Below are 15,002 nucleotides of genomic sequence, written 5' to 3' on the forward strand. Positions count from 1 at the left end.
GAGAAAAAAACAATGAAACTTACAACCATCCGAGAGATTTATAAAAACCGGGAAGCATACCTGGACAAAGAAGTAACCGTAGGCGGCTGGGTCCGCAGCGTACGTGATTCCAAAACCTTTGGTTTCATCGTTCTGCACGACGGAAGCTATTTTGAAACACTGCAGATTGTGTACCACGATGAGATGGAAAACTTTGCTGAGATTTCGAAAATGAACGTTGGCGCAGCCATCATCGTAAAGGGTACCCTCGTTGCAACACCGCAGGCAAAACAGCCATTTGAAATTCAGGCAGCAGAAGTTACCGTAGAGGGCGTTTCCGCACCGGATTACCCGCTGCAGAAAAAACGCCACTCCATGGAATACCTTCGTACCATTTCCCATCTGCGTCCGAGAACCAACACCTTCCAGGCAGTCTTCCGTGTTCGTTCCCTCTGCGCCTATGCGATCCATCAGTTCTTCCAGGAGAGAGACTTCGTTTATGTCAACACCCCGCTGATCACCGGAAGCGACTGCGAGGGAGCCGGCGAGATGTTCCAGGTAACCACCATGGATCTTGACAATATTCCGAAAACCGAGGACGGCGCTGTTGATTTCACACAGGACTTCTTCGGAAAGAAGACAAGCCTTACCGTAAGCGGACAGTTAAACGGCGAGACCTTTGCACAGGCATTCCGCAATATCTACACCTTCGGACCGACCTTCCGTGCAGAGAATTCCAACACCACCCGCCACGCAGCTGAGTTCTGGATGATCGAGCCGGAAATCGCATTCGCTGATCTGGAGGACGATATGGAGCTTGCTGAGGCAATGCTGAAATATGTCATCCGCTACGTTATGGAGCATGCACCGGAAGAAATGCAGTTCTTCAACAGTTTCGTGGACAAGGGACTGATCGAGCGTCTGAACCATGTCGTAAATTCTGAGTTCGGCCGTGTAACCTACACCGAGGCTATCGAGCTTCTGGAGAAAAACAACGACAAATTCGATTACAAAGTATACTGGGGATGCGATCTGCAGACCGAGCATGAGCGTTATCTGACCGAGCAGATCTTCAAGAGACCGGTTTTCGTTACCGATTATCCGAAGGAGATCAAAGCGTTCTACATGAAGCTGAACGATGACAACAAGACCGTTGCCGCTATGGACTGTCTGGTTCCTGGCATCGGAGAGATCATCGGCGGAAGTCAGCGTGAGGACGACTACGAGAAACTGCTTGGCCGTATGAAAGAGCTGGGACTTGCTGAGGAAGATTACGGATTCTATCTGGACCTCAGAAAATATGGTTCTACCCACCATGCAGGATTCGGACTGGGATTTGAAAGATGCGTCATGTATCTGACCGGAATGGGCAATATCCGCGACGTCATCCCGTTCCCGAGAACAGTAAACAACTGCGAGCTGTAAAAAAAGAAAAGCAATATAGAAAGTGAAAAGTACGGATGCCGGGTGCAGTGGAATCCCATGTGGATTGGGTGCGCCTGACGTCCGTATTGTAGTAAACGGAGAAAATAAAGGCAGAAAGGGGTGTGCGTATGCGTTTTCTTCATATTGCGGATGTACATCTTGGCATGCAGCCGGATGCAGGATTTCCGTGGAGCAAAGAGCGCGGGGAGGCGATTTGGGAGAGTTTCCGGCGGATCATTCGCCTTGCCGGCCGGGAAAAGATGGACTTTCTGCTGATCGCAGGAGATCTGTTCCAGCGCCAGCCGCTTTTGCGGGAACTAAAAGAGGTCAACGATCTCTTTGCTTCTATCCCGGAGACGATCGTCGTGCTGATTGCGGGAAATCACGATTATGTGAGGCGGGAGAGTTTTTACCGTGGATTCGACTGGGCGGACAACGTGGTGATGCTTCTGTCGCCGGAGCCGGAATGTGTCGAAGTTCCGGAGAAAAAGACGGCGGTATACGGATGCAGTTATGATAAAAAAGAGATTCTGGAAAACCGGCTGGACGGTTTGAAACCGAACGGGAAGATGAAGTATCATCTGCTGCTTGCACACGGCGGAGATGCGCGCCACATGCCGTGGAATCCGGGCCGCATGGCACAGGCGGGGTTTGATTATATTGCGTGCGGGCATATCCACAAGCCGGGGATTCTGATCCCCGATAAAATGGCGTATGCAGGCGCACTCGAACCGACCGACGAAACGCAGATGGGGCCGCATGGATATATCCGCGGAACGGTGGACGAGCACGGAACGAGGATTTGTTTTGTGCCGTCTGCCGGATATGAGTACGAGGATCTGGAACTGAACGTGACGGAGGATCTGACGCAGTATGCGCTTGAGACAAAGCTGAAACAGGAGCTGGCGCTGCGGGAAGATGAGAAGATTCGAAAAATCCTCCGTCTGAAACTTACAGGACACCGTGCTGCGGAAATGGAATTTTCTCCGAAGCGGCTGATGGACTGCGGCAGGATCATCTCAGTAGAGGACGAAACGCGGCCGGCGTACGATCTGGAACAGTTAAAGAAAACGTATGGTGCGAGTCTCATCAGTGCATACATTGAAGTGTTTGAAACAAAGACGGACACGCAGTCGCAGAAAGCGCTCGACTATGGACTCGAGGCACTGCTGGCGGCACGCAGGAACAGTTGAAAAAAATTGCGGGAGGGATAGAAAATGAAAATAGAAAAACTGGAAATCCGCAATTTTGGAAAAATGCAGAACCGTACACTGGAATTTTCCGACGGGATTCAGCTGATCAGCGGGGAAAACGAGAGTGGAAAGTCGACGGTGCACACCTTCATCCGCAGCATGCTGTTCGGCATGACGCGCGGCCGGGGACGGGCGGCGAAAAATGATGTGTACAGCCGTTATGAGCCATGGGAAAACCCGGCATACTATGCGGGGGAAATGGTGTTTGAAAGCGGCGGCAAACGATTCCGTCTGACACGGAATTTTGGACGGCAGAACGCGGATGCAAAACTGGTGTGCCTGACAGACGGCGAGGTGCTTTCGGTGGAGGACGGCGATCTTGGCATGCTGCTCGGCGGTGTCAGCGAGACCGTTTATGATAATACGGCCTCGATCGGTCAGCTGAAAGGACGAACGGAAGAGGGCCTTGCGGATGAGCTGCGGAACTATATGGCAAATTACCAGGGAAGCAGCGATGGAGAGCTTGATGTGTCGGCAGCGCTCGATCTGCTGAAGCAGAAGAAAAAGCGCCTGGAGCAGGAACAGAAAAAAGCGCTGGCAGGACTGGAAAAACAGAAGGAAGAACTCGAGACAAAGATTTCCGTTTTTGAGGAGGAATGCCGCCGGAGTGAGGAAAGCCTGCTGCAGGCAAAAGAGCAGATGAAGCGGGAGATTTACCAGAAGGACGTACCGATAGAGCGGGTGCGTAAGATGAAAAAAGAATCCCGGAAGAGCCGGAAATGGGGTGCTGCGTGTGTGGCGATTGCAGGTTTTCTGCTGTTCCTCTGTATTCTGCAGTTCTTCCATATAGATTCCATGCTGACCAGAACGGGTCTCGGCCTTGCGATTGCAGGTCTTTTGTATCTGGCGTACAGTCTGTTCCGCCACCGGAAAACGGAGGTCGAACAGATCGTGACAGAGCCAGAGGAGCAGGCAATCCGCCGCCAGCAGTGGAATGTGGACCGCCTGAAACAGGAACTTGGGCAGAAACAGACGGTGCTGTCGAATCTGCAGAGTGAATACGAGGAGCTCTGCATTTCCATGACGGAAAAAGATCATCTGCAGGAGGAACTTGACGCGCTTTCCCTGGCGGGAGATACGATCCAGTCTCTCTCCGTGCAGATGCAGAGCCGGATCGGCGGCCGCTTAAAACAGCAGATGTCAAAAACACTTTCGGCGCTGACGAACGGCCGTTATCTGCAGGTGAATATGGATGAAAATCTGCGGATCGGACTTCACACTGCGGACGAATATGTGCCGCTTGAGCAGGTCAGCCGCGGTACGATTGAGCAGGCGTATTTTGCGCTCCGTATGGCGGCGATGGATGTACTCTGCAGCGAGGAGGAGCTGCCGGTGATTCTGGATGAATCGTTTGCGTTTTATGATGAAAACCGGTTAAAAGAAACCCTGAAATGGCTGGCGGAAAACCGGACGCAGGTGCTGCTCTTTACGTGCCAGAAGCGGGAGGAGGAAGCACTTCGAAAGATGGGAATTCCGTACCGGAAAATTGTGTTATAGAGGAGAATGTTATGCTGACAATAGGATGTCATTTATCATCGTCCAAAGGATACCTTGCCATGGGAAAAGAGGCGGTGTGCATCGGGGCGAATACATTTCAGTTTTTTACGAGAAACCCGCGGGGAAGCAAGGCGAAAGCCATCGATGAGGCGGATGTCGCAGCGTTTCTTTCGTACAGCAAAGAGCATGGAATCGAACGGATTCTGGCGCATGCGCCGTACACGCTGAACCCATGCTCGAAGGATGCGCATACAAGAGAGTTTGCATGGATGACGATGGAGGATGATCTGAGACGGATGGAGTACACGCCGGGAAACTGCTATAATTTTCACCCGGGCAGCCACACCGGCCAGGGAGCAGAAGAGGGAATCCGCCTGATTTCTGAGATGCTGAATGAAATTTTAAAACCGGAGCAGACGACAACGGTGCTGCTCGAGACGATGGCAGGAAAGGGAACCGAAGTCGGCCGTTCTTTTGAAGAGCTGGCGGCGATTCTGGAGCGTGTGGAATTAAAAGACCATATGGGTGTCTGCCTGGATACGTGTCATGTGTACGATGCGGGATACGATATAGTACATCAGCTTGATGATGTGATTGAGGAGTTTGACCGTGTGGTTGGACTTTCGAAGCTGAAAGCGATTCATCTGAATGACAGCAAGAATCCGTTTGAGAGCCATAAGGACCGCCACGAGAAGATCGGGGAAGGATCGCTTGGGCTTGCTGCGTTTGAGCGGATCGTGACGCATCCGGCACTTACAGGGCTGCCGTTCTATCTGGAAACGCCGAACGAGCTGGATGGATATGCAAGAGAGATCGCGCTGCTGCGCGGGTATGCGAAATAGAAGGAAGAGGGTAAGGAAACGTGGAAAACAAAAAAGAGAGGAACAGGCAAATGGCCGGAGAGAAAAAGACATTTTCCGGAAAGAAAAGGGAAGAGTTCCAGGGCGCGGGAAAGAAAAAAGAAACCGGTAAACAGGAAAAACCGGGACAGGACAGAAAAAAGAAAAACCGGAACAATGCAGCGTCGTCGAAATGTCCGTATCAGAAAAAATGCGGCGGCTGTACGTATTTGAAACTTTCCTACGAGGAGCAGCTCGCGAAAAAAGAGCAGTTCCTGAAAAAAACACTAAAAGGCATCGTTCCGGTCAAGGGGATGGTTGGCATGGAACATCCTTATCATTACCGGAATAAAGTAAACTCTGCTTTTGCGCGCAAAAAAGACGGAACAATAATATCCGGTATCTACGAAAAAGGAACACACAAAGTAGTCTCGGTTGATGAGTGCCTGCTCGAGGATCCGCGTGCCGATGCGATCATCCGCGATATCCGCAGCCTGCTGAAGAGCTTTAAAATCATGATTTACAATGAGGACAGCGGTTACGGTCTCCTGCGCCACGTCATGGTGCGCACCGGCTTTGTCTCCGGCGAGATCATGGTTGTCCTTGTCTGCGTATCGCCGGTATTTCCATCAAAAAACAACTTCGTGAAGGCACTGCGGAAGCTTCACCCGGAGATCACAACGGTTGTTTTGAATGTGAATGACCGAACCGACAGCATGGTGCTTGGAAAACGTGACATTGTGCTGTACGGGCGCGGCTATATCGAGGACGAACTCTGCGGCTGCACCTTCCGCATCTCCCCGCAGTCTTTCTACCAGGTCAATCCGGTACAGACGAAAAATCTGTACGAAAAAGCCATTTCCATGGCTGGCCTTACTGGAAACGAGCGCGTCATGGATGCTTACTGCGGAATCGGAACCATCGGTCTGATTGCATCCCGCAACGCGAAAGAAGTCATCAGCGTTGAACTGAATCCGGACGCAGTGCGTGATGCGGTAACCAATGCAAAACGAAACGGAATCAAAAACGTTTCCTTCTACCAGAACGACGCAGGCGCTTTCATGGTTTCCATGGCAGAGAAAGGGGAAAAAGCGGATGTTGTTTTCATGGACCCGCCAAGAGCCGGAAGTGATGAAGCCTTTTTATCTTCTGTCGTGATGCTGGCACCGGAGAAAATCGTCTATATCTCCTGCAATCCGGAGACACTGGCAAGGGATCTTCGTTACCTGACGAAACACGGTTACCGGGCAGAAGAGGCGTGGGGATATGACATGTTTGCGTGGTCGGAACATGTGGAAACAGTCTGCCTTCTGTCAAGAAAAGCCCAATAAATCAAAGGATTTCGCCATTTTGGGAATAAAATAGATGTGTGTTTCTGTTTCCGCAGAGTGATGATATATCAGGAGGTTTACCCCAGGGGATAGGCTTTGGAGAACGGGAGATATACATTTTGGCGAAAGAATACTTTTTCGCAAAAGCGGTTTTGTTAAAGGAGCGTATGATGAAGGAAATTGAACAGTTCGCAACCCAATTTCGAAGAGCGATTGACTTGGCTTTGGAAGCAGGGGAGTTTGATAACGACAGCATATATCGCAGATTTCCACGTGCTTGCTGCGGAGATACGAGTGATTTGTTAGCTCAGTATTTATTGGATAAAGGTATCAAAACAGATTATGTCTGTGGAACATATTGGGGTAAACCGGATGGAAACGGACAATCTCATGCATGGCTGATGGTAGACAAATATATTATTATAGATATCACAGGTGACCAATTTAGTGGCAAGTCTACTTTTCTTAATTATGACAAATCAGTTTATGTAGGTGAGGGAGATGATTTCCATAGGCTCTTTGAGGTTGAAGATAGAGATGTTCATGAGCATCGTGGATTGAGTGCTTTGGGTGGTTTTTGTGGACCGAGGCTGTGGGATTTATATAGAAAAATTCTAAAATACATTTAGTCAACCACTTTTTATGGGGATAAAACCATTACCCCACTTTGAAAACCTATTGCATACTTTCGCTATGCAGTATAAAATAAATGTTCAGGGGAATATTGAAACCGTATGTCTGCTTTCAAAGAAACCTTGATTTTCTGCGGTTTGTGGGATATTAAGGAACGAAAATGGATATGTGTTTTGTAGCCTTATGAATGAACCATTTGAATATCGCAGCAGTGGGGTGTTTTGAAACTCTGCTGAATAATAGGCTTTTGCTAAAAGGTATCACTTTTGTGAAAATGTATGATACTTCCTGGCAGAAGCCTTTTTATATAAAGATAACTTGACTTCTAAATCTTACTGATGTAATATTTAAACAAGTGCAGTAGGATTGCGGACGAAATTTTTTTGTTGCGAAATCTTACGCATGTAATAAAAGGAAGGAGGAATGCATAGTACGATATACCCAGCAAAGAGAAATTTTTTTACTTCAAAATCTTACGAGTGTAATATTTTGAAGATATAGCGTACATTGAAAATAGAATATGACCATATCAGCAAAGCAAAATGAATGGAGGTCAATATGAAGAAAGGAAAAAGCAGAAACAAGCGAAAGAAAACAAGAAGCAGGCTCCTATGGATTGCGATTGCTGTTATAGGAATAGCTGCGGTAATTTCTGCAGTATGTGTGGCAGGAATGTTGGCAACAAAGGAAAATGCCTGGAAGACACCGGAAGAACTTCTGGTGGAGTACATGGATCATATTCCAAAACAGGAGTATGAAGAAATGTATGCAATGCTACATATTGAGGCATCGGGAAATGTCAGTCAGGAGGATTTTGTAACTCGAAATTCAGCTATTTATGAAGGTATAGAAGTCCAGAATATAGCTGTCCAGATTATTGCATATGACGAGGAGCAAATGACGGTAACCTACCAGACTTCTTTCGATACAGTTGCAGGAACTATCAGCTTTGAGAATAAAGCACTTTTCCTAAAGGACGAAGAAGGATATCAGTTAGTTTGGGATGATTCCCTGATTTTTCCGAATCTGGCATCTACAGATAAAGTAAGAGTTTCCACTACACAGGCAGAACGAGGAGAAATTCTGGATAGGAACGGATGTGTCCTTGCAGGAAAAGGTACAGCATCTTCGGTTGGAATCGTTCCGGGCAAGTTGGAAAACAGAGAGGAAGCAATCGCACAGATTGCAGAACTAGTGGAAATCACACCGGAAGCGATAGAAAAGAAACTGTCTGCAAAGTGGGTAAAGGATGATTCTTTTGTTCCCATTAAAACAATTCCAAGAGTGGAAGAAATTGAGTTAATGTCTATCAGTCCAGATGAAGAAGTCCTAAAGGAGAAAGAAAGGCATGAAAAGTTGCTGGAGATTCCCGGAGTGATGATATCTGATGTTGAAGTGCGTGAATACCCATTAGGAGAAGCAGCGGCACATTTGGTCGGATATGTTCAAAGTGTTACTGCGGAAGATTTAGAGGAGCATGCAGGAGAAGGCTATACAGCCAATAGTGTAATCGGCAGAAGCGGAATGGAGAGCTTGTTCGAGAGTGAACTGAAAGGCCAGAACGGTTGCAGGATTTACATTGTAAACTCGGAAGGCAAAGAGAAGGAGGAACTTGCTTGTATCCTGGTACAGCATGGGCAGGACATCCAGCTTACGATAGATACTGATTTACAGGTTTCCTTGCATGAGCAGTTTAAGGAAGATAAAAGCTGCTCGGTAGCCATGAATCCTTATACCGGAGAAGTATTGGCTTTGGTCAGCACACCGGCCTATGACAATAACGATTTTATTATGGGATTGTCGAGTGAGCAGTGGACTGTACTTAACGAGGATGAGAATAAGCCAATGTATAATCGCTTCCGGCAAGTGTGGTGTCCGGGGTCTACATTCAAGCCAATTACCGCAGCGGTCGGCTTGGAATCAGGAGCAATCGATCCAATGGAAGATTACGGCAACGTAGGCTTAAGTTGGCAAAAGGATGCATCGTGGGGTTCCTATCATGTAACAACACTCCATGCATATGAACCAGTCATTTTAGAGAATGCCCTAATATATTCCGACAATATTTATTTCGCAAAGGCAGCATTAAAGATTGGCTCAGAAGAGATGGAGAGTTCTTTGACTGGACTTGGTTTTAATGAGGAACTGCCATTTGAGATTAAGATGGCAGAGTCGCAGTATTCTAATTCAGAGGGAATTGAAACAGAAACACAGTTAGCAGACAGCGGTTACGGTCAAGGGCAGGTTTTGGTGAATCCATTACATATGGCATGTATCTATTCTGCTTTCTGTAACGAGGGAAATGTTATAAAGCCGTATTTAGTATATCAGAAAGACGCAGTAGCTGAGTATTGGATTCCGGGAGCCTTTTCTAATGAGACAGCAAGCCGTGTATTGGAAGGAACAAAAAAGGTTGTGAATGATTCTAATGGAACTGGATATGCAGCCCATCGGGATGACATTCTTTTAGCAGGAAAAACAGGTACGGCAGAAATCAAGGCATCGAAGGATGATACTTCGGGTACGGAATTAGGATGGTTTGCAATTTTTACAGCAGAAGATACGGTAGAACGTCCTATATTGATTATTAGCATGGTAGAAGATGTGAAAGGAAGAGGAGGAAGCGGATATGTTGTTAAGAAAGACAACCTGGTTCTGGAAGAGTGGTTTGGCAGCAATTAGCTTTGTATTAATACTTAGTATTTCGGGGTGCAGTGATGCACCCCCGGAAGAAAATACAGTTTCGGAAACGGTAATAGATGTTCAGGCTATTCAGGAAGAATCAGAGGAGGATGCAGATGAAATTATAAGCGTCTGCATTGATCTTTATGAGAAAGCAGAAGAAGAAAATAAATTAGCGGATTTGGAAACAATCCGTAGTATTGTAAATCGTCTTGGAGAAAATGGTTATTCGGCAGTTGACAGCAGAAACCAAATTAACATGACGGAACCAGAGAAGGTAGTGGAATTCTGCGAAAAGGTGGATGCACAGGAGGAAGCAGAAATAACGATTTTTGAAATCAGTTATTTGGGCGGATTTGTAAAATACGATTTGCACACAAAAGGCGGAAATGTGGATGTGGTCAGAAGCTATTACAAGTATGAAAATGGAAATATGAAAAGAGAGGTTATAGGAAACTATCAAGCGGAGTATTGGAATTATACAGAAGAAGGTTACCTGATGTTTTCCGGTGTTTGGTTTTCAGAAGAATTATATGTTCTTACATTGAGTGGAGCAGAGGAACATACCGCATTACGGGTACAGCCATTGGATGAAACATATAGGGAGTTGAGTCGGAAATATCTCAACCCAATCAGCTTTGAACGGAATAATATGTTCATTGTGGATTGGAGTGAGGAGGATTTCGGGGATTTGAATTTCTATGATATGTATGACATTCTTTATCCAAAAGTGAATGGTCAATATGCTCCCTATGTTGCTGATGACAACTTATCAGTCAGTGCAGTTTATCAGATTCCAAAAGAAGAATTTGAAAGTGTTATTATGAAATATTTCAACATTGATAGTGAAACGCTACAATCAAAAACCATCTATGATTCGGAGAATTTGACTTATGAATATAAGCCGAGAGGCTTTGAAGAAGTAGAGTACCCCGAATATCCATATTCAGAGGTAGTAGGTTTTACAGAAAACAATGATGGGACAATTACACTTACAGCCAATGTAGTATTCCCTTATGCGGGTAATTCCAAGGTATATGCTCACGAGGTTGTGGTTCGCCCTTTAGAGAATGGACGGGTACAATATGTATCTAATCGAATTATACCATCCGAAGACAACTACAGAGAAACTTGGCATACGCCACGGTTGACGTTAGAAGAATGGGAAGAATTGTACGGAGGAGAATAATGGAGGATGTGAAATGGCTGCTTAGAAAATGTGGACTTCTAATTTTACTGCTGTTGATTTTCGTGATAGTTGGGGGAAAATGCATGAAGAAGAACAAAAGGTGGCAGAAGAAGTATGGGAGCCACCTGTAGAAATCGAAAATAGCGAAGCAGAAACAGAAGAAGCCGAGAATGCGGAAACTTCCACAGAGTCAGCATATTGGTTTATTCCGCAAGCCAGTGATTGTCTTATCTCAGATGAGGAAAAGGAACAATTGCAGAGTATGGTTTTGTCAGCGGCAGATTCGGTAGCAGAAATCTATAAGGATATTGTAATTGCAGATGCACCAAGTTATTCTTCCGGCATTAGCGAATTTACCAACGAGCAGAGGAAAACTGTGGTGGAGCAATTGGGCAGAAGCGGTCTGGTAAGTGTTGAAGAAGATACTGCCATGCAAAACCATGAAGCAGTCGAAACATTTTATGCAGATTACTTGGATGGACGGGACTCAATGGTTACGGTATTCGAAGTACATAGAGATGGACTGATTGGAGCAGTTACTTTTATTTACCGGAAAGGTGAGTTGCAGACTTATTATATAGGTGTTCGTTGGAAGGAAGGTGGAGTGCCTGAAATACAGGGAACTTCGGTAAGTAATGTGGCTGAAATCAAACTTACGGAAAAAGGGTATTTTATCTACGCATATGAATATGTGATTGCACATGCAAGTTTGAGACAGTATTGGAGAATAGAACCGCTTCCGGAAGACTGCCAGGAACTGACGGAGAAATACATATCAGGACTAAGTTATGTGAATTACAATGTGCTTGTCACAAACTGGAACAGTAGCAATGTAAAGGATATTTTGATGCCTTGCATGTATGAAGATATTTACCGAATTTCCACGGGTGAAAATCTGAAAACTGAGGATTGGAAGATTCCGGCAGAGGAATATGAAAGGATAATGACCACCTATTTTCCAGTATCGATAGAACAGTTAAGAGAGTATTGTGGGTATGATGAAGGGAGTAACAGCTATGAATATGAGATGATTTATGCCAGCCCATACCCACCTTTTGGAGAAGTAGTTGACTATACAAAAAATGCGGATGGAACGATTACACTTATCGTGGATGGAGTATGGCCGGATTATAATTCTGATCTCGCTTTTCGGAATACGGTTGTGGTCCAGCCATTTGAAGACGGAACTTTCAGGTATCTTTCCAATTCTATAGAACAAATTGAATTGGAACTGCCGCCAATAGCAAGAACGAAAGGATGATTTTATGGTATTAAGGAAAAAGAGCATTCTACTGATCATGGTATTTCTGATTGGGGGTTTCGTGTGTGCCTGTGGAAAAGAAGATAGTGTTGCGGGAGAATCTCTTGTGGAAGATACGGAAGAAGTATCTTCCACGGAGGAAACAAAAAATACTGAGGAAGAGGCTGCAGTACAATGGGAAAAGGGCTACGATCTTCCGGTAGATGAACAGGAAAGGGAAGAAGCTGAGACTGACTGTAAAAAGCTGATGGAACTTTATCTTGACATTTATGAAACAGCAGATAAAGGGATAGCATCTAATGTTGTTTTGGATGATCAAACGGTTCTTGAAATTCAGAAGAAGGTAAAGGACGCAGGATATCCAATTGCTACGATGGTAACGTATTCTAACATGGAGAATTATGAAAGTGTTGACAGTTTTCTGAAAGAATGTATGGAAGGGAAAAGAGGCTCTGTGGTGATTTATGAAATCCACAATGATGGTGGACTGGGCAGAATGAAATTCATTTTTGATGGAACGGATATGTATGTTGTGAGTACAAGAGGAATCTGGAATGCTGACAACAAGCCGGGAATTTCGTACATTTCTTATACGAGACTCAAAGAATGGAAATACACGGAAAAAGGATGGTTCTGCTATGAGCTGTGTGTGCCAGAGCCGCCAGAGGTTAGTGAAATTATGGATGGAAGCTGCCTGATCAGAATAAAACCTATGACAGAGGAACAGTGTGAAATGTCTGAACGTTGTGTTCGGGGGCTTGGATATCAGGGACAGAACCTTTTGTGTTCCAACTGGAATGTAGAAAATATGAGTGAGTTGGATTATAACGGAATGTTTGAATATCTGTATGGAATGAAATATGGAGAAAAGTTCAATTCTGAAGATTATCCAAATGGCATTCCTAAAGAAGAGTTCGAAAGTCTGATTATGGAGTATCTTCCCATAACAGCGGAGCAGATACGAGAGTACGCAGTATTTGATGAGGAAAACCAGACCTATCTTTGGGCGAGACTTGGGTGCTTCAATTATGCGCCTACCTTCTTTGGAACTTCTCTGCCGGAGGTTGTCGACATCAAAGAAAATCAAGATGGAACAGTCACATTAACAGTTGAGGCGGTTTGTGACATGGTCATTTGCGATGATGCAGTCATAACCCATGAACTTACGGTAAGGTTTGCAGAGGATGGCAGTTTTCAGTATTTGGGGAATGAAATCCTAAATGACGGAATTATGCATATACCAGATTACCAATACCGTATTAAAGAATGATTTGATAATACTGGTGTTTTATGGTATTTTTACAGATATGAAGAAAGGAGACTTACATGAAATATATTTATAAAATCACGGGAAAAGTAAGTTTAATACTATATATATTTATGTTGTATCAATTCTGGCATCTATGTCAATATGGTGGCTTGAGAAGGCATATACCGATGTTGGCGTTAGGTATAATAGGATTGGTTGGCACAGTGGTTCTCTGGCTGATTTCGAAAAGGCATAATCAAGAAGTTAATTCAGGAGATAATGGAAATAAGAAACTTTTCTATACGGAAATGATACTCCTTATAGCAGCAACTTTATTCTTTGGTGGACGTATCGTTTATTCTGCAGTTCCGTATCACGGGGCACTGTCTTGGAAACTTGATGAGTGGATGCGTAAAAAAGAAGTAGAACTGGAGCATAATAATCTTTTTGAGGATGGTGTAGAAGGGATTCTGATGGATTTGGATGAAGCATTGCAACTGCCGGAAGAACTCTATATTGCAAATAAATATCAGGTGTCATTTGATGAAAACGGAACGATTCAAAGGATTTATGCATTCATATATGGAAAAAATGAGGCTGGAGAGAAAAAAACGTATCTTATTGATTATGACGCAGACAGCAGTAATGATATGACTGTTTGGATAGATGGTAATGTGAATGGAGAATATAGTGACGATATGCGTTTGTCTCCAATGATTGAAATTTTGAACAATTCAGACTGGACGAGTCAGGTAGAGGCGTGGGCTGAAACATTTGAAGAGCAGCAGATTTATGAAATACTCTATATGGGGCGAAGATCTTTTAGTTCAGAGGAAGGCTTACAATATATTTCGGGAGATGCAGATGGTGATGGAACTGAAACAGGAACCGGCAATTTTACTCAGCTTAGAAGCGGTGGAGAAATCGTTGGGTTTGAGGTATCTTTGCATATTCCTGATTTAAATAGTGTCACACCTGTTCGATATATTATGGAGCCTGAGTACGTCAGTCAACAAGAATTGAAGCAGGAGAATACGATGCAGCAGGTGGAGGATGCTAAAGATACAGAAAGTTGGACTGTGGATCAAAGTGATGGAACTATGTATTTCTTTTTAGATGAAAATAATGGATGGCGTTTGGTGATAACGGATGCAGCTGCCGGAAGCAGATTTTATGTAATGGAAAAGACAATGGATGGTGGTTCTACTTGGGAATGCATAAATGATGATCCGTTCAGTGGACAATTGGGAGTTGCAGAAGGTTTAATATTTTATGATGAGAACTTTGGGGTTGCAGGAATTACAGGCGCATCCCAGTCCTATTCCCGCTTATATGTCACTCGCGATGGCGGAAGGACCTTTGAAGAAATGAAACTTCCAATGGATCTTGTTTCAGAATTACCACAAATCGCTATCGATTGCGGATTTACGGTGGAGGATTTTGATTACCTGAATATGCCTGAAAAAGAGGACGACACATTGACGATAACGGTTACCACAGATGCAGCGGAGAAAGATGGGATTGTATTTCAGTCAACTGATTATGGAGCGACATGGGAATACAAAGGGCTTGTTCAGATAGCGAATTAAGAAAAATCGGGTAAAAGTGAGAGGAGGGTGCGGACATTTTCTTGGACTATCTAAGTGACCAATCCAAGTCTATGT

At 44.9% G+C, this 15,002-nt stretch carries 11 protein-coding genes; all 11 read left to right on the plus strand.

Annotation, left to right across the window (positions count from 1 at the left end):
* Positions 1–12 precede the first annotated feature (12 nt).
* The 11 genes from asnS to DW743_RS15530 all read left to right on the plus strand — a co-directional run bounded on the left by asnS (position 13) and on the right by DW743_RS15530 (position 14,927).
* The gene (gene asnS, locus DW743_RS15480) at positions 13–1,404 is read left to right on the plus strand and encodes an asparagine--tRNA ligase (RefSeq protein ID WP_117762055.1); all 1,392 of its coding nucleotides are present in this window, start codon (positions 13–15) and stop codon (positions 1,402–1,404) included.
* A gap of 128 nt (positions 1,405–1,532) precedes the next feature.
* Positions 1,533–2,597 (plus strand): metallophosphoesterase family protein, encoded by a 1,065-nt coding sequence (locus DW743_RS15485; protein ID WP_117762056.1) that lies wholly within the window; start codon positions 1,533–1,535, stop codon positions 2,595–2,597.
* A 24-nt stretch (positions 2,598–2,621) separates the two neighbouring features.
* A complete protein-coding gene (locus DW743_RS15490) occupies positions 2,622–4,154 on the plus strand; it encodes an ATP-binding protein (protein ID WP_117762057.1) in 1,533 nt (510 codons plus the stop codon).
* A gap of 11 nt (positions 4,155–4,165) precedes the next feature.
* Positions 4,166–4,996 (plus strand): deoxyribonuclease IV, encoded by an 831-nt coding sequence (locus DW743_RS15495; RefSeq protein ID WP_117762058.1) that lies wholly within the window; start codon positions 4,166–4,168, stop codon positions 4,994–4,996.
* A gap of 50 nt (positions 4,997–5,046) precedes the next feature.
* Complete coding sequence (rlmD, locus tag DW743_RS15500) at positions 5,047–6,324, plus strand: 23S rRNA (uracil(1939)-C(5))-methyltransferase RlmD (protein ID WP_117762059.1); 1,278 nt, start codon at positions 5,047–5,049, stop codon at positions 6,322–6,324.
* Positions 6,325–6,443: 119 nt separating this feature from the next.
* Positions 6,444–6,953 carry a hypothetical protein gene (locus DW743_RS15505; RefSeq protein WP_049889967.1) on the plus strand — a complete coding sequence of 170 codons (510 nt, stop codon included), beginning with the start codon at positions 6,444–6,446 and terminating at the stop codon, positions 6,951–6,953.
* Between the two features lie 562 nt (positions 6,954–7,515).
* Complete coding sequence (locus DW743_RS15510; protein WP_117762060.1) at positions 7,516–9,639, plus strand: penicillin-binding transpeptidase domain-containing protein; 2,124 nt, start codon at positions 7,516–7,518, stop codon at positions 9,637–9,639.
* Complete coding sequence (locus DW743_RS15515; RefSeq protein WP_117762061.1) at positions 9,587–10,828, plus strand: DUF6070 family protein; 1,242 nt, start codon at positions 9,587–9,589, stop codon at positions 10,826–10,828. The genes DW743_RS15510 and DW743_RS15515 overlap by 53 nt, the downstream gene beginning before the upstream one ends.
* Before the next feature lie 100 nt (positions 10,829–10,928).
* Positions 10,929–12,089, plus strand: a complete 1,161-nt coding sequence (locus DW743_RS15520) for a DUF6070 family protein (protein WP_227094100.1) — start codon at positions 10,929–10,931, stop codon at positions 12,087–12,089.
* 4 nt (positions 12,090–12,093) lie between these two features.
* Positions 12,094–13,359, plus strand: a complete 1,266-nt coding sequence (locus DW743_RS15525; protein ID WP_117762062.1) for a DUF6070 family protein — start codon at positions 12,094–12,096, stop codon at positions 13,357–13,359.
* A 56-nt stretch (positions 13,360–13,415) separates the two neighbouring features.
* A complete protein-coding gene (locus DW743_RS15530; protein ID WP_117514080.1) occupies positions 13,416–14,927 on the plus strand; it encodes a WD40/YVTN/BNR-like repeat-containing protein in 1,512 nt (503 codons plus the stop codon).
* Positions 14,928–15,002 lie beyond the last annotated feature (75 nt).

The sequence above is a fragment of the Blautia sp. AM28-27 genome (genome assembly GCF_003480905.1).
GTDB lineage: Bacteria > Bacillota > Clostridia > Lachnospirales > Lachnospiraceae > Fusicatenibacter > Fusicatenibacter saccharivorans.